Origin of the sequence: Alteromonas sp. 5E99-2, assembly GCF_017368475.1 — a bacterium.
Lineage (GTDB): Bacteria > Pseudomonadota > Gammaproteobacteria > Enterobacterales > Alteromonadaceae > Alteromonas_F.
In genome coordinates, this window is record NZ_JAFNJE010000005.1 from 184,784 (window position 1) to 209,569 (window position 24,786).

The 24,786-nt window shown below is 39.2% G+C and carries 26 protein-coding genes and 1 pseudogene; 15 read left to right on the forward strand and 12 right to left on the reverse strand.

The window, feature by feature from the left end; all coding sequences use genetic code 11:
- Window position 1: 1 nt before the first annotated feature.
- The 4 genes from fadE to purM all read right to left on the reverse strand — a co-directional run bounded on the left by fadE (window position 2) and on the right by purM (window position 4,910).
- A complete protein-coding gene (fadE, locus tag J3L16_RS07675; RefSeq protein ID WP_207612309.1) occupies window positions 2–2,422 on the reverse strand; it encodes an acyl-CoA dehydrogenase FadE in 2,421 nt (806 codons plus the stop codon).
- An 83-nt stretch (window positions 2,423–2,505) separates the two neighbouring features.
- Complete coding sequence (locus J3L16_RS07680; protein WP_242698729.1) at window positions 2,506–3,240, reverse strand: DUF3108 domain-containing protein; 735 nt, start codon at window positions 3,238–3,240, stop codon at window positions 2,506–2,508.
- Window positions 3,233–3,871 (reverse strand): phosphoribosylglycinamide formyltransferase, encoded by a 639-nt coding sequence (gene purN, locus J3L16_RS07685; protein WP_207612310.1) that lies wholly within the window; start codon window positions 3,869–3,871, stop codon window positions 3,233–3,235. The genes J3L16_RS07680 and purN overlap by 8 nt, the downstream gene beginning before the upstream one ends.
- A 4-nt stretch (window positions 3,872–3,875) precedes the next feature.
- The gene (gene purM, locus J3L16_RS07690) at window positions 3,876–4,910 is read right to left on the reverse strand and encodes a phosphoribosylformylglycinamidine cyclo-ligase (RefSeq protein WP_207612311.1); all 1,035 of its coding nucleotides are present in this window, start codon (window positions 4,908–4,910) and stop codon (window positions 3,876–3,878) included.
- A gap of 221 nt (window positions 4,911–5,131) precedes the next feature.
- On the opposite strand from purM, the gene J3L16_RS07695 reads away from it, so the two are divergent.
- Window positions 5,132–6,313 (forward strand): DUF2066 domain-containing protein, encoded by a 1,182-nt coding sequence (locus J3L16_RS07695; protein ID WP_207612312.1) that lies wholly within the window; start codon window positions 5,132–5,134, stop codon window positions 6,311–6,313.
- Window positions 6,314–6,316: 3 nt separating this feature from the next.
- Window positions 6,317–7,024 (forward strand): DnaA regulatory inactivator Hda, encoded by a 708-nt coding sequence (gene hda / locus J3L16_RS07700; protein ID WP_207612313.1) that lies wholly within the window; start codon window positions 6,317–6,319, stop codon window positions 7,022–7,024.
- A gap of 41 nt (window positions 7,025–7,065) precedes the next feature.
- On the opposite strand, the gene J3L16_RS07705 is transcribed toward hda, so the two are convergent.
- From J3L16_RS07705 to J3L16_RS07720, 4 genes are read right to left on the reverse strand one after another with little or no spacing between them, the layout of a single operon-like run.
- Entirely contained in the window at window positions 7,066–7,509 is a 444-nt protein-coding gene (locus tag J3L16_RS07705; protein ID WP_242698730.1) for a DUF2069 domain-containing protein, read from the reverse strand.
- A gap of 14 nt (window positions 7,510–7,523) precedes the next feature.
- Entirely contained in the window at window positions 7,524–8,102 is a 579-nt protein-coding gene (gene wrbA / locus J3L16_RS07710) for an NAD(P)H:quinone oxidoreductase (protein WP_207612314.1), read from the reverse strand.
- Window positions 8,099–8,461, reverse strand: a complete 363-nt coding sequence (gene arsC / locus J3L16_RS07715; protein ID WP_207612315.1) for an arsenate reductase (glutaredoxin) — start codon at window positions 8,459–8,461, stop codon at window positions 8,099–8,101. The genes wrbA and arsC overlap by 4 nt, the downstream gene beginning before the upstream one ends.
- Before the next feature lie 33 nt (window positions 8,462–8,494).
- Window positions 8,495–9,883, reverse strand: coding sequence for a M48 family metalloprotease (locus J3L16_RS07720; protein WP_207612341.1), 1,389 nt, complete (start codon window positions 9,881–9,883; stop codon window positions 8,495–8,497).
- Between the two features lie 230 nt (window positions 9,884–10,113).
- Between J3L16_RS07720 and J3L16_RS07725 the strand changes: the two genes are divergently transcribed.
- On the forward strand, window positions 10,114–11,184 hold the full coding sequence (locus tag J3L16_RS07725) for an AI-2E family transporter (RefSeq protein ID WP_207612316.1): 1,071 nt from the start codon (window positions 10,114–10,116) through the stop codon (window positions 11,182–11,184).
- Window positions 11,185–11,228: 44 nt separating this feature from the next.
- Here the strand turns inward: J3L16_RS07725 and bcp are convergent, their stop codons facing one another.
- Window positions 11,229–11,693, reverse strand: coding sequence for a thioredoxin-dependent thiol peroxidase (bcp, locus tag J3L16_RS07730; protein ID WP_207612317.1), 465 nt, complete (start codon window positions 11,691–11,693; stop codon window positions 11,229–11,231).
- A 229-nt stretch (window positions 11,694–11,922) separates the two neighbouring features.
- Between bcp and dapA the strand changes: the two genes are divergently transcribed.
- Genes dapA through purC form a run of 3 tightly spaced genes read left to right on the forward strand, consistent with a single transcriptional unit; the run spans window position 11,923 to window position 14,685 of the window.
- On the forward strand, window positions 11,923–12,804 hold the full coding sequence (dapA, locus tag J3L16_RS07735; RefSeq protein WP_207612318.1) for a 4-hydroxy-tetrahydrodipicolinate synthase: 882 nt from the start codon (window positions 11,923–11,925) through the stop codon (window positions 12,802–12,804).
- Between the two features lie 15 nt (window positions 12,805–12,819).
- On the forward strand, window positions 12,820–13,920 hold the full coding sequence (gene bamC / locus J3L16_RS07740) for an outer membrane protein assembly factor BamC (RefSeq protein ID WP_207612319.1): 1,101 nt from the start codon (window positions 12,820–12,822) through the stop codon (window positions 13,918–13,920).
- 42 nt (window positions 13,921–13,962) lie between these two features.
- Window positions 13,963–14,685, forward strand: coding sequence for a phosphoribosylaminoimidazolesuccinocarboxamide synthase (gene purC / locus J3L16_RS07745; RefSeq protein ID WP_207612320.1), 723 nt, complete (start codon window positions 13,963–13,965; stop codon window positions 14,683–14,685).
- 79 nt (window positions 14,686–14,764) lie between these two features.
- Here purC and yfaE read toward each other — a convergent pair whose 3' ends face one another.
- Together yfaE and nrdB are read right to left on the reverse strand one after the other, a co-directional pair.
- Entirely contained in the window at window positions 14,765–15,034 is a 270-nt protein-coding gene (gene yfaE, locus J3L16_RS07750; RefSeq protein WP_207612321.1) for a class I ribonucleotide reductase maintenance protein YfaE, read from the reverse strand.
- Between the two features lie 17 nt (window positions 15,035–15,051).
- Window positions 15,052–16,182, reverse strand: a complete 1,131-nt coding sequence (nrdB, locus tag J3L16_RS07755) for a class Ia ribonucleoside-diphosphate reductase subunit beta (RefSeq protein WP_207612322.1) — start codon at window positions 16,180–16,182, stop codon at window positions 15,052–15,054.
- Window positions 16,183–16,757: 575 nt separating this feature from the next.
- Here nrdB and J3L16_RS07760 point away from each other — a divergent pair.
- A complete protein-coding gene (locus J3L16_RS07760; RefSeq protein ID WP_242698731.1) occupies window positions 16,758–17,324 on the forward strand; it encodes a LysE family translocator in 567 nt (188 codons plus the stop codon).
- 9 nt (window positions 17,325–17,333) lie between these two features.
- Here J3L16_RS07760 and J3L16_RS07765 read toward each other — a convergent pair whose 3' ends face one another.
- The gene (locus tag J3L16_RS07765; RefSeq protein WP_207612324.1) at window positions 17,334–18,158 is read right to left on the reverse strand and encodes an AraC family transcriptional regulator; all 825 of its coding nucleotides are present in this window, start codon (window positions 18,156–18,158) and stop codon (window positions 17,334–17,336) included.
- 155 nt (window positions 18,159–18,313) lie between these two features.
- Between J3L16_RS07765 and J3L16_RS07770 the strand changes: the two genes are divergently transcribed.
- The 8 genes and pseudogenes from J3L16_RS07770 to J3L16_RS07805 form a co-directional block, all read left to right on the forward strand.
- A complete protein-coding gene (locus J3L16_RS07770) occupies window positions 18,314–18,547 on the forward strand; it encodes a hypothetical protein (protein WP_207612325.1) in 234 nt (77 codons plus the stop codon).
- A gap of 3 nt (window positions 18,548–18,550) precedes the next feature.
- Entirely contained in the window at window positions 18,551–18,694 is a 144-nt protein-coding gene (locus tag J3L16_RS07775) for a hypothetical protein (protein WP_207612326.1), read from the forward strand.
- Window positions 18,695–18,786: 92 nt separating this feature from the next.
- A pseudogene (locus J3L16_RS07780) lies at window positions 18,787–19,056 on the forward strand (subtype I-F CRISPR-associated endonuclease Cas1); the annotation flags it as partial.
- Window positions 19,057–19,162: 106 nt separating this feature from the next.
- Window positions 19,163–19,684, forward strand: a complete 522-nt coding sequence (locus J3L16_RS07785; protein WP_207612327.1) for a sigma-70 family RNA polymerase sigma factor — start codon at window positions 19,163–19,165, stop codon at window positions 19,682–19,684.
- Between the two features lie 206 nt (window positions 19,685–19,890).
- Window positions 19,891–20,118, forward strand: coding sequence for an MbtH family protein (locus J3L16_RS07790; RefSeq protein ID WP_207612328.1), 228 nt, complete (start codon window positions 19,891–19,893; stop codon window positions 20,116–20,118).
- Between the two features lie 178 nt (window positions 20,119–20,296).
- Window positions 20,297–21,265, forward strand: a complete 969-nt coding sequence (locus tag J3L16_RS07795; protein ID WP_207612329.1) for a TauD/TfdA family dioxygenase — start codon at window positions 20,297–20,299, stop codon at window positions 21,263–21,265.
- Window positions 21,266–21,321: 56 nt separating this feature from the next.
- The gene (locus tag J3L16_RS07800; RefSeq protein ID WP_207612330.1) at window positions 21,322–23,400 is read left to right on the forward strand and encodes an AMP-binding protein; all 2,079 of its coding nucleotides are present in this window, start codon (window positions 21,322–21,324) and stop codon (window positions 23,398–23,400) included.
- 22 nt (window positions 23,401–23,422) lie between these two features.
- Window positions 23,423–24,786, forward strand: a 1,364-nt coding sequence (locus tag J3L16_RS07805) for a condensation domain-containing protein (protein WP_242698732.1), incomplete at its 3' end; no start/stop codon positions are given.

Consider the following 24,786-nt stretch of genomic DNA (forward strand, 5'->3'; position numbering starts at 1 on the left):
ATTAATGCTGAGATATTAGCTCTTTGTGCTCAAAATCATCGACATTGATGGTACGTAAACGTCCTGCTTCAGCTTGTTTTAGTAATGTAGCTTCAGCTTCGGTAATCCATTCATTCTTCAAGGCCTCCTCAGCTAAACTTTCGAGCTGAGTAAACGGCAGTTTTTCGTTTTTCTCTTTACAAATACGTTCAAAAATAGGTTCACAGGCAATAATGTCATCTAAGGTTTGCTCTAGATCACCATGTAAATTGCCGCTTTCTCTTGTTAAGTACTGCCCATCGCCAAGTCTTGTACGCGCTGTAGACGGGGTTTGTAGCATGCGAGAAATCGTGTGTTCTAATTTATCTGAAGGGCGTTTAAAGCGTCTACCAAAAGGCATAATCAATAAACCTAATGCTCTTCCTAATGCCTTGTTAGGGAAGTTGTCGAAAAAGCCTAACAGTGATGTTTCCAATTGATAAAACGAATCTTGTATAGCCCAATGCATAAGGGGAGCATCTTCGTGTAAACGCCCGTCTTCATCAAAGCGTTTCAGCGCAGCGCTGACTAAATACAAATGACTTAAAATATCGCCTAATCGAGCTGAAATTCGCTCACGACGCTTTAAGTCACCGCCTAAAACTCCCATAGCGACATCGGTGAGCAGAGCCAAGTTAGCGCTGTAGCCTTGCGCGGTTTGGTAGTAGCGCGCAGTGCTATCGGCGAAAGGTGCTTTGGCAAATTTGCCATTTGTGAATGCAAACCATAATGATCTTAAGCCATTTGAAATCGCAAATCCGATATGACCAAAGACCGCTTTATCAAATGCATTTAATTGCTCTTTTTTGTCAGCTATATTTGCAGCGACCAGTTCGTCTAACACAAATGGATGACAACGCATCGCACCTTGACCAAATATCATCATATTACGGGTGAGAATGTTTGCGCCTTCAACTGTAATAGAGATGGGCGTACCTTGGTATGCGCGCCCCAAATAATTATTGGGGCCTAACATAATGCCTTTCCCGCCATGGACATCCATAGCGTCGTTAATAAGGCTTCTTGATCTTTCTGTTAAATGATATTTGCAAATTGCGGATATCACTGAAGGTTTCTGGCCTAAATCAACGCCATTGGTAGACAAACGTGTGACTGCATCCATCATGTAAGCATTGCCACCTATACGGGCTAACATTTCTTCTACCCCTTCCATTTTACCAATGGGTAAACGGAACTGACGGCGAATTCGAGCATAGGCACCCGTTGCGAGGGCAATCGATTTTGCACATCCAGCTGAGGTTGAAGGTAGCGTAATGCAGCGACCTACAGATAAGCATTCCATCAGCATGCGCCAGCCTTTACCGGCCATGTCTTTTCCTCCAATAATGTAATCAAGAGGAACAAATATGTCTTTACCGCGAATAGGGCCGTTGTGAAACGGGGTGTTCAACGGAAAATGACGACGACCAATATCAAGGTTTTCAGTGTCGCTTGGGATCAACGCACAGGTAATACCTAGTTCTTTTTGATTGCCAATAAGCCCATCAGGGTCATACAGTTTAAAAGCAAGGCCAACAACGGTGGCTACTGGAGCAAGGGTTATATAGCGTTTATCGAAGTTAAGGCGCATACCCAACACAGTTTCGCCGTTAAACTCGCCTTCACAGACAACACCTGTGTCAGGTATCGCACCCGCATCAGACCCAGCTTCTGGGCTGGTCAATGCAAAACAAGGAATTTCTTCAGCGTTAGCAAGACGTGGCAGGTAGTAGTCTTGTTGTTCCTTGGTGCCGTAGTGTTGTAAAAGTTCACCCGGGCCTAAAGAATTAGGCACGCCTACTGTACTAGATAAAACCGTATTACAGCCGGCTAATTTTTGTAGCACCCTAGATTGTGCGAAAGCGGAAAACGCTAATCCACCGTATTGACGCTTTATAATCATTGCAAAAAACTTATGCTCTTTTAAATAAGCCCAAATCTCTGGTGATAAATCTGCGTCTTTGTGGTGAATTTGCCATTCATCTACCATGCTGCAGACTTGGTTTACCGGACCGTCTAAAAATGCTTGTTCTTCCTGGGTCAGACGTGGCTTAGCAATGCTGTGAAGCTTTTGCCAATCAGGGTTACCAGAGAATATTTCTCCGTCCCACCATACGGTTCCTGCGTCAATAGCTTCTTTTTCTGTGCTCGACATATCGGGCATGACTTTTTTATAGAAATCTAAGATGGGTCGAGTAAGGTAATTTTGGCGTACTGAGGTAATGTTGAGTGGGATAAAAACAACGGCAAATAATAGCCAACTGAAAAAACCAATATCTCCCATAATCATGCCAATAAACAAGGCTATAGCAGTAAACCAAGTTGTATTGGCTAACGAACATCGTCGGTAACTACTGACAACTAGAACGGAGGTAATAATTAAAAACCAAACAAAGGAACTCATTCATACGCCTTAATATAAGGTCAGACCAGATAGAGTTATACGGTAGTGTGGTGGCGGGAAAAAATCAAGCTATGAGTTATAAATTAAAGCGTAGGGAGTAGGGTGTATTTAGACAGTTTAATGTCACCTTGTTCTTTTTCATCTTTAAATTGCTGCAGACGAACAAGCTGATAATCTAGTTCTGGCGCAAACCATGCGAACGTTTCTCGGGAGCTTGAAGTACGATTAATCTTTACTTTAATTGCGTTGATTGAGCCATAGGGTAAGTCTACCTTTTCGGTTTGTTCTATGGCAATGTTGTAATGTTTCTTGTCGCCTCGATAATTAATAAAATCAACATCGAATACTTTTTTGCTATTGGCTAAGCCTAATGACAACATCAATCTATACAACTGGTTATCGGTTTCACCTTGCCAATCTAGTTGATAGCTGTCTTTATTTTTCAAAATTTCAATTTTTTGGGTATTAGCGTCGAATTTTACGTCGAGGGATTGTTTATTACCTGTTCCAGTGCGGGAATAGTGATATTTATGAGGAGTAAAATGCCCATCTATAAATGAAAAAATAGACTTTTCGCTGCGTTTGTCTGAAAGGAAGAACTTAGATACATCAGATGTATAATCTAATGAATACTGCCCGTCTTCTAGTTTAGTCAACGCCATCGTGGCTTTGCCCAGTGGGTCTCCCCATTTATAAGCTGTGTATTCAGCTTTGAATTGCGACAACATAGCAGTATCTGCTGTGCATAATGATGAGACTAGCATCAAGCTCAACATAAATACGCTTTTCAGCCTGTTGCCGCGAATTCGTTTATGCATCTTTGTGTCCATTAACAGGCAAACATTGATTGTCGAGTATTGCTTTGTTTCCTTCCATTTTAAGCCTTCCTTCGCAAAACCATTTTACCACTTTAGGGTAAATCATCCGTTCTTCAACTTGCACTCGTTGTGCAAGTTCATCAGCAGACTCATTTTCTAGAATTGGAATTTCACTTTGTAATACAACGGGGCCGTCGTCTAACTCTGCTGTGACAAAATGTACCGTAGGACCATGACTTGAATCTTTATTGTCCAGCGCCCGCTGATGGGTATTTAAGCCCTTGTACTTTGGCAACAAAGAAGGGTGAATGTTCAACATTTTCCCTTCAAATGCAGCGACAAATTCTGGGCTTAAAATACGCATAAAACCTGCGAGTACCACTAAGTCTGTATCTTTAGGGTTAATACATGCAAGCAGTTCTGCATCATAAGCTGTGCGATCAGCGTATTCTTTATGATCTAAGCAAACCCCATTAATTCCATGGTTTTCAGCTCTTGTGAGTCCAAAAGCATTTGGCCTATTAGAAATTACTTTAGTAATTTTACCGGCAATTGTTTTTGCTTCTACAGCATCAATAATTGCCTGAAGGTTTGACCCATTACCAGATACCAGAACAACAATATTTTTCATTGGATCACTTAATGATTACGGGTTCAGCTTGGTCATCAGCAGTTTTGCCAATAACCCAGGCATTTTCACCTTGTTCATTTAACAGAGCTACTGCGCGTTCTGCGTCGCTGTCGTCAACAACTAAGATCATGCCAACACCACAGTTAAATGTTCTGTACATTTCGTGGGTTGTGATATTCCCGTTTTGCTGTAACCAATTAAAGATTGAAGGCCACTGCCAGCTACTTTCATTAATAACGGCTTGCACATTTTCAGGTAATACGCGAGGAATGTTTTCCCAAAAACCGCCGCCAGTTATGTGTGAAATTGCGTGTACTTTTACACTTTCTAGTAGCGACAATACTGGTTTTACATAAATGCGAGTGGGTTCAAGTAAGTGTTCTGAAAGTGGTTTACCTTCCACCTCATCGCTTAACGAAGCGCCGCTTACTTCAATGACCTTGCGAACGAGGGAGTAGCCATTTGAATGAGGGCCAGAAGAGCCTAATGCAATAATCGTTTGGCCTGCGCTAACAGACTGGCCGTCGATAAGGTTGTCTTTTTCAACAACACCCACGCAAAATCCTGCTAAATCGTAATCAGCACCTTCGTACATACCTGGCATTTCAGCGGTTTCACCACCAATTAAAGCGCAGGCTGATAATTCACAGCCTTTACCAATACCAGTTACTACGTCAGTTGCCGTGTCTACGTCTAATTTTCCTGTTGCGTAATAGTCTAGGAAAAAGAGAGGCTCAGCGCCTTGTACGATAAGATCGTTTACGCACATGGCAACCAAATCAATACCCACGCCTTGGTGAGCGTTGCAGTCAATAGCAAGTCTCAGTTTAGTGCCTACGCCATCAGTACCAGATACAAGAAGCGGAGATTTATATTTCTCAGGAATTGCGCACAATGCACCAAAACCTCCTAACCCGCCTTTAACCTCAGGTCTATGGGTCTTTTTGGTAACATGCTTGATGTTTTCAACCAACTTATTTCCAGCGTCAATATCAACACCTGAATCTTTGTAACTTAAGGGCTTTGTGTTTTGGCTCACGGTTCACTCGAGAAATTACTTTGATAGGGAAGTAATTTTAACAGCGCTAAACATTTAATCCAACTTCACAAAGGGTGAAATTTAGTAATAAATATCGGACAATAGCCATATTGAATCTCTAAACTGTCATTTAAGGTAAAATATTGTCAGAGTTTAGCCGCTTTTATTTAACGTTGTGTTTGTGCTTTGCGATAGCAATACCAGTACATAGCGCCAGTTTTGTGAACGTAAATCAAGGTGACGTCATTGTTGCTAAGAACAAACGTGAACAACAAGAAGCGTTAAAGCAAGTTATTGTAAAAATGACAGGAACCAAAGACAGTTTATCCACAAATGGTATAAAAAAAGCACTGCGAAGTGCTCGAGACTACATTCTCTCATATGAATATTATCTCGATGGAGACCATCAACGCTATAAAGCGATTTTTGATAGAAAAAAAATTGAGTTGTTGATTCGTCAAGAACAACTTCCAATTTGGGGGCCGCGAAGGCCTGATGCAATTGTGTGGCTAGCTTCTAAAAAACAAAATGATGTTTTAGTTGTGTCTGAAAACGACAATTCACCTTTGCGGGATAAAATAAGTGCAGCCTCGGCGTCTAGGGGCGTGGATATGTTATTTCCTATTATGGATTTGGACGATAGATTAAATGTGACAGAAACCGACGTGTGGGCGCGATTTATGCCAATTATTAGTAATGCGTCTAGTCGTTACGGAACAGATTATACAATTGCCGCTAGGCTAATAGACACTAACCTGTTAAAAGCACAGCTTGGAGTAGAGTCTCAGAGTGAAAAAGCGGGTGCTGAGTATTCACCTCCTCATAGACGATTAAGAGGCTTTGCAAGAGATGAACTTACGTTAGAACAAGCGTTGAACGAAGAAGAAATTAAACGCGAAAACAATAGTTTACAACCTAGCGATAGCAAGCAAACACAAAGAGTGCTTGGCCCTATGGTTGCCATACCTGACGATGCTTCTATTGCTCTTGAGTGGACTATTGAAAATCAAAATGAAATATTGTCGGGACGTTTTTTTGGTACCAACGAAGATGAATTAGTTCATCAGTTAGTCGATGAATATGCAAACTTATTGGGACAAAAATTTGCAATTACACCCAATGAAGCGAGTACTGTAAAACCATTGTTGACAGTGTCAAACGTAAGTTCGTTGAGTGATGTTTTTGAATTAAACAGCTATTTGAATGACTTAACTGTAGTGCAAGGTGCATCTTTGCAAAAAGTAGACGGTCATATAGCAACCTTTTCTGTTTCGCTTATAGGTTCTTTGGTTGATTTGAATAATACTATTGCACTTGATCAACGTTTAACAGAAATAGAGGGTGGGGAAGAAGCTCTCACGCCTTCAGATATTTTACAGCTTAATTATTTTTGGCAAGGATAGAATTTGCAGCTCGCGTTACCCGTTTCATTACCTATTAATCAAACATTTGAAAGTTACTACAGCCCAGAACATCAAGATGTTATCGCTCATTTGAAGTCATTGAGTGAACGAGATGTTCGTGTTGGTTCGGCGCTAACCTTGTTATGTGGCGTTGAAGGTACTGGAAAAAGTCACCTCATTTATGCTGTGTGCAACTTAGCTGATCAGCTTGGATTGTCTTGTGCCTATTTGAATTTGGATTCACTGGAATCTATCGATCCTCTTATGCTTGAAAGCATCGAACATCAAGACATTATATGTCTTGATAATGTGAGTAATGTAGCGGGTAATAAACTGTGGGAACGAGCGATATTTGACTTAATTAATAAGGTTAATGAGCGCATTGGTGGCGGTGAAAAAATTCATCTTTTGTTTTCTCTAAATGATTTACCCAATCATAGTGAGTTTCATTTGCCTGATTTGGTTTCTCGCTTAAATTGGGGGATCACTTTTAAGTTACACGAGCCCAATGACGAGGTTCGCAAACAAATTGTAATGCTAAGGGCGCAGTTGCAAGGGCTGTCGTTCAGTGATGCGGCATGTAACTTCTTAATGTCTCATACCAATCGGCATTTACCTGCATTAATGACGAAACTTGAAGAGATAGATGCTTTATCCTTGCAGTCTAAACGGAAAATTACCGTTCCGTTATTAAAGAAGCTTTTAGATTAGCTTAATTGAATAGCTAATTATTCTTGGGCTATGAATATACTCTAGTATTTTCTTTCAAAATGGCTTTTTTCTTCGGCCATCACGTCTTTTAGTTTATTTAAACCTAAGCCGCATTCTCTCCCGCGAAGTCGAGCGAACAGGCATGTTCCTGTAAACATCGTGATGCTAAGGGTTAATTCAGCTAGGGCGTAAACACCTTGTTCAGGCTCTACATACAACACAGTGACACTATGGATGAAATAAAACAATACCACAAAACTCGCCCAAGCGTGGGTGTAGGGCTTTCCTCTAATTACTCCCCATAATGGCAAGCATAGCGGGAAAAGATAGATGAAAAGAATGAATGTAAAAGAATAAGGCTGGTTTTCAATTATGTAAAACTGCCATATTCCAATAAAAATGAGCAAAAGCACATGACTATACAATGCTAAATAACGCACTTGTAATGTTCGTCTGGCCATGGGAATGGAAGTGAAAATGTGCATTTTAGGAATAAGCGCTACAGCTTAGAAACAAGCTGTACCATACGCTTTCCTTGGGCAATAGCTATGGCTTTTTCACTGTCAGTTAAACGGCTGTTATCGTGGCTAACATGGGTTGCGCCATAGGGCGTGCCACCAGATTGGGTGTTGTGTAATTCGGGAACACTGTATGGCACACCACTAATGATCATACCATGGTGAAGTAAAGGAACCATCATAGACAGTAAGGTTGATTCTTGCCCGCCGTGCATACTGGAAGATGACGTAAATACACTTGCGGGTTTACCTGCTAGGCTGGCAGATAGCCAAAGATCGCTGGTACTATCAATAAAATATTTAAGTGGTGCTGCCATGTTACCAAATCGAGTTGGACTACCTAAAACTAACCCGTCGCAATTTTGTAAGTCCGTTTTTGTAACATAGGGGGGGCCGTCTTTGGGGATAGCGTCAATAACGGCTTCACATTGGTTCGATACCGGTGGTACGGTACGTAAAATGGCTTCTGCGCCTTCCATTTCGATACCCGTGGCGATAGCCTGGGCAAGCATCTTAGTTGCACCGTGCACTGAGTAGTATAAAACCAATACTTTTTTCACGGTAAAATATCCAAAACCTGTTCTGGAGGACGGCCTATTCGCGCGTGAATATGCTTATCTGAACGAACTACAACAATAGGGCGTTCAATTAATTTAGGGTGCTCTAACAGGGCTTCACCTAACTTTTCTTCTGACGCATCATTCAGGGCTAATTCCTTATATAATGCCTCTTTTGTACGCATCATGTCTTTAAACGACGAAACACCTAAAGCAAGCTTTATTTCTTCTAATGTCGCAAGATTTAAAGGCGATTTTAAATAAAGTAACACTTCATGTTCTATTTGTTTGTCAGTTAACAATGCTAATGTTTGGCGACTTTTAGAGCATCTAGGGTTGTGGACTATTTGAATCTTGGCCATGTATTGCTGCCTTATAAGGAAATTAAACTAGAGTCAAAGTGACTGTAATGATTTTACTTTATTTCTAAGTTGCTGAATTCTAGCTCTAATTTTCTGTTTGGTTAAATGATCGTTTTTACTGAAATTATAGGCAAATTGAAGTTCATCAATCGCTCTTTCATAGCCGCCAATGAGAGCAAAAAACTCTGCATTTGATTGATGCATTAATCCTTTATTGCCATTTTCTTGATATGCATCGGCAAGCAGTTGATATGCCAAATAATTGTCTTTATCTAATAATAAGTAATCTCGCAGTACCTGTATTGCTTGCTTATTATTCCCTGCATTTAAATAGGCATTAGCTAAATTAAGGGCGATGACCACATTACTAGACGACTGACGGTATTTTGAATTCAGTAGTTTTATCGCATCTTGGCTTTTTTCTTGCGCTAACAGCACATCGGTCATGGTGTCTAAGTAGAAATGGTTATTCGGTCTACGTTTTAATAACGCTGCAATAATAGGTTGTGCTTGTTTGGCTTTATCATTGCGCAACAGCGCCATGGCATAGCCATAACGCGCTGCTTCATTGTATATACCCGAACCTTTCGTGTAGGCATTTTCAAAATAATCTAAGCTGTAATCTTCGTTAAAAGAATAACGAGCCAAAATGCGTGTTTTCGCTAAATGAAAGGAAAGGCTAGGTGGCAAATTTCGTTTTGGAAGCGACACAAGTCTCGCTCGTGCATCTGCAATTCTATTTTCTGTTAATGGGTGAGTTAACAGTCTTTCTGGCGGCTTAGACACAAGTCTTGATGCTGCAGCAAGTTTAGAAAAGAAAGAATCTGCACCTCTAGGGTCAAACCCCGCACGGGACAACAACGAAATACCCACTCTATCAGCTTCTTGTTCATTACTTCGAGTGTAGTTAATACCAAATTGAGCTTGTGCAGCAGATGATGCCTGTATTGCAGCAATCCCTGCTTGAGGATCGGCAATAGCGAGCAATATTCCACCAATAAGAGAAGCAATGGCCAAGGGCGATGTACGAGATTGAGCTTGAATTCTTCGCGCGATATGGCGCTGGGTAACGTGGGCTATTTCATGAGCCAATACAGAGGCAATTTCACTTTCGCTGTCGGCTCTGGCTATAAGGCCTGTGTGCATGCCAACGTGACCACCAAAAAATGCGAAGGCATTGATGGCGTTATTATTAATGATAAAAAACTCGAAGGGGAAGTTGGTATTATTAGCGTGTAAAACCAGTCGATTACCTAAATCTTGAATGTATTGCTGTAACACTGGATCTTGAACAATAGGCGACTGCCCCCGAAGTTGACGCATTAACGCGTCACCTATAATCACTTCTTTGTCTAATGTAATGGCATCTGATGCGACCACACCTATATCAGGTAAAGCGTTCTTATCGCTTGTTTGCGACATAGCAACAGAGCTCAATACCAGAGCTAGAACCGCACTGGCAGATACATATTTGATAAATCGGTATACTGTTTGTTTCAAGTTTGTTTACTTCGTCTCGTGAGTAACTAAAAAATTAATGTTACGTATGCATTATTATATAAGAGTGCATAAAGTTACGATCAGTTTCATTAAATAGTGATTATTTTCTGCTATCTTATCAATTCTTTTGTAATTTTGTTTAAGGTAATGAAGTGCTAGACGTATTTCAGCGTTGGTATCAACGAAAATTTTCAGACCCCGATGCAGTCATGTTACTGCTACTTATCCTTGTTAGCTCTATTGCCTTAGTCTTTTGGGGCGAAATGATGATGCCAGTCATTGTGTCAGCTGTCATTGCCTACCTTTTAGATTGGCCTGTTGTTAGATTGCAAAAAGTGGGCGTAAATAGAACGCTGGCCACAGCCATTGTGCTGATGCTCTTTGTCTCCTTTGTTATAGTGACATTAGTTGGCTTTTTGCCTGTTATCTCTAAACAAAGTGTAAACCTGCTACAAGAAATGCCGCAAATTGCTACATCAGCGCAAGAATGGATAAGAACATTACCTGAAAAATACCCTAGTTACATCAACGTGACTCAGGTTGCCGATTTTATTGATAGTTTGAATGAAAAAGCCTCAGTGTTAGGGGAATCACTTATCGCTGTATCATTTAATACACTGGGCAATGTTGCTGCCTTATTGATATACATGATTTTAGTGCCGTTAATGGTGTTTTTCATGTTGAAAGACAAAGACTTTTTTCTTAATGCTGTGTCGTCGTTATTGCCCAATGAACGGCGTTTGATTGCGCAAGTAGGCAATGAAATGAATGGACAAATTGCCAACTATATTCGCGGCAAAGTCATAGAAATTTTTATTGTAGGGGGAGTGTCTTACATTACTTTTGCATTAATGGATTTGCGCTATGCAATGTTACTTGGCGCCTTGGTAGGACTGTCTGTTTTAATTCCTTACATTGGCGCTGCAGTTGTGACAATACCTGTGGCCATGGTCGCCTTGTTTCAATGGGGAATTTCACCGCAGTTTGGTTACTTAATGTTTGCGTACGGCATTATTCAAGCTCTGGATGGAAATTTACTCGTACCCATTTTGTTTTCTGAAGCAGTGAGTTTGCATCCGCTTTATATTATTGTTGCTGTGCTGTTTTTTGGTGGGTTATGGGGCTTTTGGGGCGTGTTTTTTGCGATTCCACTGGCTACATTAGTAAAAGCACTAATTACCGCATGGAGCAGTGAATCATCTGCTGAACTAAAAGATAATTAATGTAGCAATCAGCGGAAAACGTGTGTTTTCCGCTGATTATTATTTTAACTATTCAGATAATCTAACACCACATCGTGGTGGGTTTTCGTTTTAAACTTTTTGAACACAGTTTCTATTTCACCACTTTCATTGATTAAAAATGATATGCGGTGAATCCCGTCGTATTCTTTACCCATAAACTTTTTCAAGCCCCACACACCAAATGCATCGGCTACTGCATGATCTTCATCCGACAGTAAAGTGAAATTCAATTGTTCTTTTTCAATGAACTTAGGCAAACGCTTCACAGGATCAGGACTAATTCCCAACACCACAAGGTTATGTTCGTCTAATTGAGCTTTGCTGTCTCGTAAACACTGGGCTTGTACTGTGCACCCTGGTGTCATGGCTTTTGGGTAAAAATAGACTAATACTTTTTTGCCTGAAAATTGTTCTAGGGATACCGCGTTTGAGTTTTCGTCAAGTAATGTGAAATTAGGCGCTTTATCGCCGGCGTTTAATGTGTTCATTGAGTCTCTTTTTAGTTGATTACTGAATACCAGTTTTGGGAATCTTTCTAAATTAATGGCAAAGATTTTAATGCAAATTCGTCCATTATTCAGCGAGAAGTATCAGGAAATGGGTAACTTTTAACATTTATCAGCAAAATCTGCTTTTTTTTAGCAAACCAGTGGGGAGATTACTTGTGTTTAAGCACCGACATAATTACCATGTGCGCTCAGTTTTATCGGAGTTATTATGTTTAAAGGCAGTTATGTGGCGCTTGTTACGCCCATGGATGAACAAGGAAATGTTGATTATCAAGATTTGGAAGCTTGTATCGAATTTCACGTTGAAAATAAAACCGACGGTATTGTGTCTGTGGGAACCACAGGGGAGTCTGCAACACTGCCCTTTAAAGAGCATGTCGACGTTGTTAAAAGTACTGTTGATATTGTAGCTGGACGTATTCCTGTTATTGCAGGAAGTGGTGCAAACTCCACATCTGAAGCCGTATTTTTAACCGAACAAATGGAAGCATTAGGTGTAGATGGCTTTTTAAGTGTTGTTCCTTATTACAACAAGCCTCAACAAGCAGGTATGGTTGCGCATTTTGAAGCCGTCGCTGACGCAACGTCTAAACCTGTCTTATTATACAATGTGCCAGGGCGCACAGTTGCAGACATGTTACCAGCAACTGTAGCTCAGCTTGCAAAACACCCCAATATCGTTGGCTTGAAAGACGCTACAGGGGACATTCAAAGATTAAAGCAAACACAAGCATTGGTACCTGACGATTTTGTATTGTTAAGTGGCGATGACGGCTCTAGTTGTGAATTCCTTGAAGCAGGCGGCCATGGCGTCATTTCTGTTACGGCCAATATTGTGCCTAAAGCAATGGCCGAAATGTGTAAAAGTGCATTAAACAATGATTTTGAGGCTTGCCGTCGTATCGATGCATCTATCGAAAAATTGCACCATGCATTATTTATTGAGCCTAATCCTGTTATGCCTAAGTGGGCTTTGTACAAAATGCAAATAATGAAGTCGGCTATGTTACGACTTCCTATGGTTTTACCGGAACTTGCTAGTAAAAAAGTACTCGAAGACATACTTATCGAATATGGCTTAACAAAATAAGAATAAGAGAACGCAATGAATATTAAATTCTGTGTAATTCTGGGTGCGGCATTAACTGCAGGGGTTGGATGCAGTAGCGTAGAAAAAAGTAAACAAGCCTCGGGGAGTTTCGATTACATTGAGGCTGAAGCGGTTGAACCTATTAAAGTTCCCGAAGAGTTAGACAATCCGAATTTTACTGGTGAATTTGAATTACCGAAATTAGGCTCTAATGCACCTAAAAACCATGTTGGCAAAAAGCTAGTTGTTGCTTCTCCTTCTTTAGTTGTGCCTATTGTTGCAGGCAGCTACATTGAAGAGGGAAGTAAAAGCGCAAAAGTAAAATTTGACCAAGTAAATGACAGTGAAGCACTAAATCAAAGTATTTGGAATACGCTGCTAAATTATTTAGACAAAAATGATGTCAGTGTTGCATCCTTCGATGAAGACAAAGGCGTATTATTAACTGATTGGATGCTAACTACAGAAACAATTCCAGGCAAGTGGTACACGATTGTTGATAAAAAAAGTGAAGTGGGTAGGGTGTTCGAATTTGATCTCGTCATGGAACCCCATGGGCGTACTGCAGAACTTAGCGTCAAATTGAAAGACTACGCGAAATCAATCAACGACAGCATAGTTGAAACTCGCGAAGATGTTATAGCCAGAACAGAAGAAGTGGATGTACTGAATCAAGTTATCGCTCATTACGAATTCCAACAAGGTGTTAAAGTAACACAAGTTCGTCGTCAAATTAAACAAGGTCTAGATACCGAGTTAGGTTTTGATGCTGATGGCGAGCCCGCATTTGTTATTGATGGTATTTACGATATAACCTGGCCAAGACTTCAACTAGTACTCAGAGATTTAGGGTTCGATGTTAAAGATTTAGACAAATCAAATGGCCTTGTTTTTGTTTCTTACAATGGGCCAGGTACAGGTTGGTGGTCTAATTTACTTTCTTTTAAGAAGAAACTACTTGATGTTGGAGATTACCGCTTAAAAGTTGTACCTCAAAATGAGAAAACAGTGGTTACTTTCCTGACCGAAGACAGCGAACCTTTCGAGGTTAATCAAGTCACTGACTTATTTGAGCCTTTCGCTGACACAATGTCGAAAAACAACTTAGATATTTAATTGTAAGACGTTTAATTGGAATACGTTTAATTGGAAGACATTATGCAAAAACAACAAGAGTTGTATCGCGGTAAAGCTAAAACCGTTTATTTTACCGACAACGAAGATTTTCTTGTACTTGAATTTCGAAATGACACTTCAGCATTCGATGGTGAAAAAATTGAGCAACTCGATCGCAAAGGTGAAGTGAATAACAAGTTTAATCACTTTATTATGACTAAGTTGGAAGAAGCCGGTGTTTCTACTCAAGTTGAAAAACTGCTTTCTGATACCGAATCGTTGGTTAAAAAGCTGGACATGATCCCAGTTGAATGTGTTGTTAGAAATGTTGCTGCGGGTTCGTTAGTAAAGCGCTTAGGGGTTGAAGAAGGTAAAGATTTAGCTCCGCCTGTGTTTGAATTTTTCCTTAAAAACGATGCGCTACACGATCCAATGATAAACGACTACCACATTGCATCTTTCGGTTGGGCCACAGAAGCACAAATTGCGGCAATGAAAAAAGCCACATTCGAAGTGAACGGTATTCTAAAAGACTTGTTTGATAAAGCGGGTTTGATTTTAGTGGACTACAAACTCGAATTTGGTGTGGATGCTGCTGGAAACCTAGTGTTAGGTGATGAGTTTACACCAGACGGCTGTCGCTTATGGGATAAAGAAACCCGTAAAAAAATGGATAAAGATCGTTTCCGCCAAGGCTTAGGTAGTGTTGTTGAAACCTACATTGAAGTGGCGCAACGTTTAGGTGTGTCTCTAGATACAATCTAAGCCACATAAAATAAATACACCGGCGCTGCCTTAAGTTTCTAAACTTTGCCGGTGTGTTCTTCTTTTGTTTTATCAATACTTATTCAAGTTTTAGTGTTACATCAGTGAGTGGCACGCTACAGCAAAGCAGCACTTCGTCGTCATCAATAAAGGCCAAAGGGTCTATCGTATAATCTACGTCGCCTTTAATTAACTTACACCTGCATGCACCACAGAAACCATCTCTGCAATGATAGGGAACTTCGATATTTTTAGCTTCGATGGACTCTAATAAGGTTTTATTAGGTAAAGAAGGTAAGGTATCCGTATCAATAAGAGTGATCTGGATACCTTTTTCGGTATTACTCATTAATCAGCTAGCACTGATTACAGTTCGAAATCTTCAAAGTCATCTTCACCAACGGCAGAGTCAATTTGCCCTACTAGATATGAACTAATCTCTGATTCCTGAGGAGCAACTTGTACGTTGTCTGAGTTCAAGTGATTGTTCATCCACGGTAAAGGATTACTGCTAATATCAAAAGGCTTGCCCATGCCAATGGCCGACATACGTTGATTCGCGATATATTCTACGTACTGGCAAAGAATATCTTTGTTTAATCCAATCATTGAACCCGACGCAAACAAATACTCAGCCCATTCCTTTTCTTGCTCAACGGCTTTTAAGAAAATAGCTTTGGCTTCTTCATGGCATTCTTCTGCAATTTCTGCCATTTCAGGGTCGTCTTTTCCTTTTGCCCATAAATTTAATATGTGCTGCGTTGACGACAAGTGAAGGTTTTCGTCGCGGGCAATCAAACGAATAATTTTAGAATTACCTTCCATTAACTTTCGTTCTGCAAACGCAAAGGTACAGGCAAAAGAAACATAAAAACGAATGGCTTCCAACGCGTTTACTGAGTTCATGCACAAATACAGCTTTTTCTTTAACTCGCGCAACGAAATAACGTGAACTTCACCGTTTACTGTATGTGTACCAACACCTTGTGTTTGCCAAAGTTGAGTGGCAAATATCAGATCATCATAATAGCGAGAGATATCGGTTGCTCTTCGCTTGATTTCTTCATTAACAACGATGTCTTCAAAAATTTCACTGGGATCAGAGAATAAATTTCTAAGAATGTGAGTATATGAACGAGAGTGAATGGTTTCGTAAAATGACCAGGTTTCAATCCAGGTTTCTAATTCAGGTAAAGAAACAATAGGCAGCATCGCAATATTCGGACTGCGCCCTTGGATTGAGTCGAGCAAGGTTTGGTATTTTAAATTTGAAATGAAAATATGCTTTTCAGGGGCTGTAAGCTTTTGAAAATCAACGCGGTCACGAGACACGTCAACTTCTTCAGGACGCCAGAAAAAACTAATTTGTTTTTCAATCAACTTCTCAAAAATAGGGTGTTTTTGTTGGTCATATCGCGCCACGTTTACGGGGTTACCAAAAAACATGGGTTCAGCAAGTGTGTTAATACTGTTCTGGTTAAACGTTGTATATTTCATATTTTTATTTTCTTTGCCAGCATTTTGTTAGGACCAATTTAAAACTAAATCTTACTTATGACGTGTGTTCATACAACACAGCAGTAGGCGGAAAAGTAAAATTCCATAGTATGTGTGTTCTTGCTTTCCATGATGCATTTTACAGCGCTTGATATATCGCCGTACGCAATGTAAGGAATGTAAAACGACTCTCTTGTGATAGTTATTATCAATAAATTTCAGGAGACAAACAACTGTTTCTATCAGAAAATTTTTCTTACAAATAAATAGCTGAATATATTATTTACGCTATAAAAACGTTGTTACAGTGAATGTGCATTTATAACAACGGTTAACAGAGTTAAGTGGATCTATTTAAATCTTAAATTCGAATCTTTATAGAAGATGCAACTCACAAGTATCATGCTATGGAAGAGCGTTTTTTAATCACCTTGGGCATAAATATAATAAGTACCAACGCAGTACATATAAATAAAGTCAGTTTTATTCAATATTTCCATAATCGTTATAGGGATGATGAACAGATTAGTCATTCATGAAATACGTTTATAATGTTTTTTTCTACAACAATCAGTATGGCGTTATTTGCGCTTGCAGCGTCTATTTCACCAGGACCCGTCAATTTAGTATCCCTTAGTGCAACAGCGCGTTATGGCGTTAAAAGTGGGTTAATATTTGTTACTGGTGCAACCTTAGGCTTTGTACTGCTATTTTTAATTATTGGCTTAGGTTTACACTATTTTATAGCGGAGTTACCTTGGCTCACTCAAGGCATTCAGTGGCTGGGTATAGGTTTCCTGCTGTATTTAAGTTATCAGTTATATGTTGATACAGGCGAAATAAAGGATCGCACTAAAAGCACTGAACCTAAATTTTTCACGGGAGCCATTATGCAATGGCTCAATCCAAAAGCATGGGTTGCGTCGATGTCGGGGATTTCCGCGTATATTCCGCAAGCTAAAACCACCGACGTTTTTTTATTTGCAGGAGTGTATTTACCGATTTGTTGGTTGTCGTTAACCATATGGGTAATGGGAGGTTTGGTGTTAGGCCACTATTTCCAAAAACCTAATAAAATAAGAACAATGAATAAAGTGTTAGCGATATTGTTGGTATTAAGCTGTTTCATGATAATAGTGTGAAGCTTTATATCAATGATTACGTCGATATTGATTTGGGGTCGCGGCAACGCGCTCTTTAAATACACGTTGAAAATGGGCTTGGTCGCTAAACCCCATTGTATGTGCAGTATCAACAATAGTTTCACCCGATTTTAATGCATCTTGGCTTAGGTGAAGTCTGCAGTTTAATCGATAGGCATGTGGAGTCATATTGAACGATTGTTTAAAGAGTCTATTAAAATACCCCACACTTAAACCAAATTTTGAACTTATTTCACTAATAGAAGTATTGTCTAAACAGTGCTCGTTTAGGTATTGAGCTATTTTGTACACATTACTTAAAGGCTTCACAGTGCTTTGTTCAGCTTTATTCTTGTCAACATACTTAACAAGTGATGTTAAGCAAGATTCAAGTTTGTGACTTTTATGTTGTGTAGAATAGGCCTCAGATATTAAGTCGTTGCAAGTATTTACAAAAGACAGATATAAAGAAGGAACTGATAAGGTATCAAGTTGAGTGTCTTGCCAGTGTTTGTATTGTCTGATTCCTGTCTTTTTTAATAACGACGCTAGCCATGCCGTATCAATGTGCATCATGTAATAACCCCATGGTGAATGTTTCAGTGGATTACACGCATGTACAACATGTGGATTCATCATAACCAGTGTGCCACGCTTTACTGTATAAAGCCTATTTGCACAAACAAATTCACTGTTCCCAGTTAAAATAGCACCAACAGACCATTCATTATGAAAATGAGGGGAATAGGTTACATTGCGGCCGTCTAATACCTGCCTTAGTTCAACATAGGGAAGCGCGGGATTTCGCCAAAAAAGAGGGGCTGCAGATGTCATGGGGCTACATAAAAAAGTAAAGATTGAATTAGTCAAACTTTAACATGCTCTGCATTGAAATTTAGGTTATTTGATAAATAAATTATTGACGACTTTTATGAAATTATTCATTGTATATGAATAAACTAGCTAGTTAAAAAGTCAGGGATGAACTTTTGCAGGAATGGAAAAATAACAAATACTACTGGATCATCGAGCTACTTGGGTTCTGGGAAGGGGGAGTTAATGCATCTAATCTAGCTCAGCAATTTAGTGTTACTCGTAAACAAGGAAAGCAATACCTTACTCGATACAGGGCTTTGTATCCTCAAAACCTAATTTACAACACTAGCTTAAAACACTTCATTCCTACTTCAACCCGTTTGCCTACACGACGGGTTTCTCCATAAACAATGCGTTCTTTGGTGCGCTATCTATTACAAGAAATGCAAATAGATATCTCTCAAGCAGACAAAGCGGAAAAGCAACCTTTAGTGGTAGCCAATGCAGCAGAGGTAACACAGTGGCTGTTCAATAACGTAAATGGCAGCAAGTAAATAGGGTAATAAAGTTACCTGTTTATTTTTCAGGGGTTGTACGAAAAGAATAACAAAGTAGTCTGAGGTTATTCAAAAAGAAGGACGCTGGAATGAAAGATTTATCCCCATCAGATTTAAAAACTATTTTGCATTCTAAGCGCGCAAATTTGTATTACTTAGAATATTGCCGCGTAATGCAAAAAGATGGGCGAGTACTGTATTTAACAGAAGCGAAAAAAGAAAATTAGTATTTCAATGTTCCCATTGCCAATACAACTGTAATTTTATTGTGTAATGGCACATCGATCACCCAAGCGGCTTTACGTATGTTAGCGCAGGCGGGTGTGTTAATTGGTTTTGCTGGCGGTGGAGCAACACCATTTTGAAACAGATATAACAGGTGAATTCAATGATAATGAGGTTGCAAATGGTAATGATTGCTATTTATAATATTGATTAATATAACTTTATTACATAGGAATTATCGTGTCACCAAATCTTAATGATTCTGTATTTAATTGGTCGGCAATGATTGATGAAAATAAACAAGAGTTATTATGGGGATGTCAAAAAATTCTACATTGTCCTAAACGTGCTGAAGATGTATTACAAGATGCTTTTATTCGTCTATCTCAACTTGATTTAAAAAAAGTATTGAATATAAAAAAACCAGAAGGGTATTTATTTCAAGTGGTAAAAAACATCTCGATTGACTATAAGCGAAAATTGAATAAAGAAAGTCTATTTGTTAGTGATGCATCAATGTATACCGAAGTCCCCGATACAGCCAATAGCCCCGAAGAAGCATTAGATAAGCAAAGCTCACTTAATGCTATTAATGACTCATTAGCAAAACTTCCTGTTAGGACAAGAGAAGTTTTTGAATTATATCGTTATGGGGAGTTTAGCCAGAAAAACATAGCACTAAAATATGATATTTCACCCACATTGGTTAATTTTTTAATTAAAGCTGCTGTTGATACTTGTCGTAAGGATTTACAAAAATAAACAGGTATTTTTCTTTTGTTGTTGAGTTACCAATAACCCTTGTTGGTAACTTTGTTGGGTTCCCCTTTCACCTTTTCAATTGATTTTTAAATAAATCATAATTTTTATAAATTTTTAGCTTATGCCTTCGTCTTTATAAATAATATATCAAAGTGATATTCATCGTTTAATTTACATAGCTTAATTTAACTTATTAAGGAATGACAATGGCAACTAGTTACTTTGATCGTGAAGACGGTCAATTTACCGTATTAATTAATCATGAAGAACAATACTCTCTTTGGCCCCAATGGAAAACAATCCCTGGTGGTTGGAAAGCTGTAGGAGTTGAAGGAAATAAACAGTTCTGCCTTGATTATATAGAAAAAAACTGGACAGATATGCGCCCACTTTCATTGCGTCAATGGATGAATGAGCAAGCAAGTAACGGATAAAGAAGTTACATAACAATTCAGGCTCATATTCAAAAAAATACTACTAACGATAAATTTTGTTTTAAGTACTGATGTTTTAAATGTATTTCAAAGATATATGGCTAGTCATTAACGTTAAGGTTTTTGCTGACGTTAGTACGTAGCGTTAACAAATAATATGTATTCTCTAGGTAATATTATGACAATAACAGGGCGCATAGCTCCTCAAGGCTCAGATCTTCCCGTATTAATAACACCTAAGTTCACAGGTGAAACATTGCATGAGGCATTTCAGCGACTTCAAGTAGATATTGAGGGCTTAATTACTACGGTTGGTGGTGTTCTATTACGTGGATTTTCAGTACCTGAAATAGCCGATTTTAAAAGCTTTGCTGCCTCTTTTGGTGATCCACTACTGAATTATGAATTTGGTTCAACACCACGCTCAGCAGTGTCTAAAGGTGTTTATACCTCTACATCTTATCCTGCTCATCAACATATTCCTTTGCATAATGAACAAGCCTACACGCGAGAGTGGGCAAAAAGAATTTGGTTTCATTGTGTTACTGCATCAAAAGTAGGTGGTGAAACACCTATTGCGGATAGCCGCGCTATTTATAACCGCATGCCATTATCTATTCGTAACCAATTTGAAAAAGGGCTGTTATATGTCCGTAACTATGGTGATTTTGATTTGCCTTGGCAGCAGGTATTTAATACAGAGAACCCTGCTGAAGTAGAAGCGTACTGTCGCCGCACTCAAATTCAATTTGAGTGGACAGAAGATGATGGCCTACGTACCTCTCAATTATGCCAAGGTATTGAAACTCATTATCAAACAGGTGAGAAACTGTGGTTTAACCAAGCGCATTTATTTCATATAAGTAATTTGCAGCCAGAGGTCAGAGAGTCTCTAGAAGGCATGCTTGATTTAGAAGAGATGCCTCGTAATGTTTATTATGCTGATGGCAGTGTCATTAGTGATGAGGTATTTGACGAAGTACGCCAAGTACTGGCCCAAGAAACGGTGCTATTTCCGTGGCAAGACGGTGATGTTGTTATGCTTGATAACATGCTAGTAGCGCATGGCCGTACCCCTTTTGAAGGTCCTCGTAAAGTCGTTGTTGCGATGGCTGGTTCTCATGGAAATTTAGAACAGCAACTGTAATCAATCATTATAAATATCAATAGTAATAATTAATTTATATGTAAATGGAAATCGCAATGAATGCTATTTTAAATCAGCTTGATAATCATAAAATCAATGTGACACATGGATTTGATACGCCTGATCAACATGCCAATAATATGGTGGAATGCTTACAGTATTTAGTCAGTGTTCGACCAAACGATACGGGATTAGTGACGGTAAAGGCTGATGGGGATAGCCATTTTAGTTATCAGCAATTAGAAGTGAAAGTGTTAGCACTCGCCAGTGTATTACAAAAACAATTTACGGTAGGTGACCGAGCGTTAATTCTTCATGATAACGACGAGCATTATGTTATCTCGTTTTTGGCCTGTTTATACGCGGGTATTATTGCAGTGCCTGTATTCCCTCCAGAGTCAATGAAAGAAAAGCACTTGGCTCGTTTACTTTTAATTGCTGAAGATGCGACACCGGCATGCTTGTTGACTACCAATCACTTTTTAACAATGTTTGGTAATAATGCTTTATTGCTTAGCAAAATTGCATCAATTGCAGTAGATGATGTTAATGATGAATTAGCTGAGCAGTGGTGTCCTTATAATCCTAATACTGACAGCATTGCATTTTTACAATATACCTCTGGCTCAACGTCAGCTCCTAAAGGGGTCATGGTGAGTCATGGTAACTTATTAGCCAATGGATTAGCGGCAAAAACAGGCTTTGCTGCCGCTGAACACGATATCGCAGTTAGTTGGTTACCCTTGTATCATGATATGGGGCTTATGGGGGGGCTCTTACAACCCATTTTTGTTGGGGTTCCTGTTATCTTAATGAGTCCAAACTTCTTTTTACAAAGACCTATTCGTTGGTTAGAAACGATTTCTCGTTATAGAGGTACGGTCAGTGGCGGCCCTGACTTTGCCTACCGTTTATGCCTTGAAAGAATTAAAGAAAGCCAGCTAACTGAATTAGATCTATCTTGCTGGCGTGTTGCTTTTTCAGGTGCTGAACCTATTCGACACGATACTCTTGAATTATTTTCGGAAACGCTTTCTAGGGCTGGCCTTTCTGCTGAAGCAATATTCCCTTGTTATGGCTTAGCTGAAGCAACCTTATATGTTTCAGGAAGTGTGGCAGGAAAAGGCATGGTGGCAACGCAATTTTGTCCAGATGACATAGCAAAACATACAGTCACGCCAAAAAGCGATGGTAAAAAGCTAGTCTCTTGTGGTTATACCGCAAAAAACCATCAAACAATAATTATGTCTGGTGATTCGAATGAAAACTTTACACGCTTAGCAGAAAGTACCATAGGTGAAATTTGGATTTCAGGGCCCAGCGTAGCGGTTGGTTATTGGCAGAATGATAAAGCAACAGCAGATACTTATATTGAATATAACGGTCAACGCTGGCTTCGCTCGGGTGATTTAGGGTTTATATACCAACAACAGTTATATATTACTGGTCGTGTAAAGGATCTTATTATCTTGAGAGGTTATAACGTTTATCCTCAAGACATTGAAAAAATCGTTGAGGATACTTGTGATTTTGTAAGAAAAGGGCGCGTTGCGGCATTTTCTGTCACGAAACCTGATGGTACAGAAGGCATTGGTTTAGCGATGGAAGTTCCGGTTAGGTTACAAAAAAGCATGCCAGCTGAGTTGATGTTTGAACAATTAGCCTATGTCATTGCTGAACAATACCAAGAGCCTTTATCGGTTGCTATTTTATTAAATCGAGCAGCATTACCTAAAACATCAAGTGGCAAACTTCAGCGCTCTGCTTGTCGCAATGGTTGGCAAGACAATACGCTTGACAGCTATGCTAGCTATCAATTTGGCACAATACACGCTGATACTAATACACAATTAATCAATAAACCTATTGTTGAAATTGAAAATGAATTACAGCAAGCGATTGCTAATATTTGGTGCGATATTCTTGAAAATTCTGATTTAACACTAAGTCCAACTAGCCACTTCTTTATGGTGGGTGGTAACTCGCTTTTAGCTCTTCGTGTACTTGCTGCACTGGAAGAGACATTTGATATTAACATTCCTCCAGCTGATTTTATAACGTCACCAACCATTGCTGAGCTGGCAAATTTAGTTGAGTTGACGTTGATTCAAGAAATCGAAGACGCAACTGTTTAGCCTTTCAATACACGAGTACATAATGGATAACACCAATAAAAGCACAGTTATTGCGCGCAAAGCGGGTTTAACTGATAAGCAAAAAGAGTTATTGGCTCAACGTTTATCAGGTAAAAAAAAATCATTAAACAAGCAGCGTATTCCAAAGCGTAATGCAACAAAAACAATTCCTTTATCGTATGGTCAACGAAGCTTATGGGTCACATGGCAATTAGATCAAGCGAGTAATGCTTATAATATGTCGGGTGTCTTAAAAATATCGGGCGAGTTAAATAAGAAGGCGATAAAAAAAAGTTTAACCCTATTACTTGAACGTCATGAAATATTAAGAACGTGTTTTATTGCATCTGATGATAATGAAGCACAACAATGTATTCAAAATGAATTTGAGTTGCCTTGGTCTGAACACCTTTTCTCAAGTGATTTAATTACAGAAAATCAAGCAAAAAATCTAACAGAAAAATTTGCTAAACGGCCATTTGATCTCGAAAATGAATTGCCTTTTAAAGCTTGTTTAATTTCATTATCTAATGATGAGCATCAGCTGGCGTTAAATGTACATCATATCGTTGCCGATGGTTGGTCGTTAACAATTATGCTAAATGAATTGATGGCTATTTATAGCGCTGTGGTGACAGAACAGCCTATTACGTTGCCCGAGTTGCCAATTCAATTTGCTGATTTTAGTGTATGGCAAAAAAGCTGGTTAGACTCTGGAGAATTAACTAAGCAGTTAGCATATTGGCAAACACAACTGGCTAATTGCCCCGCATCATTACCACTGCCGTACGATAGAAAAAGGCAGCCACAAATAAAAAAAATTAACCAAACATATGATTTTTATTTTAGCGGTACGTTAACTCAGCAGATCAAAAACCTTGTACAACAAAGTGAAGCCACCTTGTATATGGGCTTGTTGGCATTATTCAAATTAACGTTATTTCGTTTAAGCGGACAAAGTGATTTATGTATTGGTTCACCTATTGTTAATCGAACGAAAAGTGAAACACATGGCTTAATTGGCTATTTAACGAATGTCCAAGTATTGCGAACAAAGTTAGACTGGACAAGTGATTTTATTGCGTTATTACATCAAGTTCGTACAACTGTTCTAGCAGGTCAAACGCATCAAAATGTCCCGTTTGATATGTTGGTTGATGCGTTAAAACCAGAGCGAATTTCAGGTGTTCATCCGTTATTTCAAGTGAAATGTACGCAGCAAGCGGCGTTACCAGATAGTTATCATTTCTCTGATCTTGAAATGCAATTACACATAGATGCTGTTGATGAATCACACTTTGACTTAAGCTTTGACTTTACCGATACCGGCTCAGAGATAGCGGGCGTATTTAATTACGACAGTAGCTTGTTTGAAGCTTCGACGGT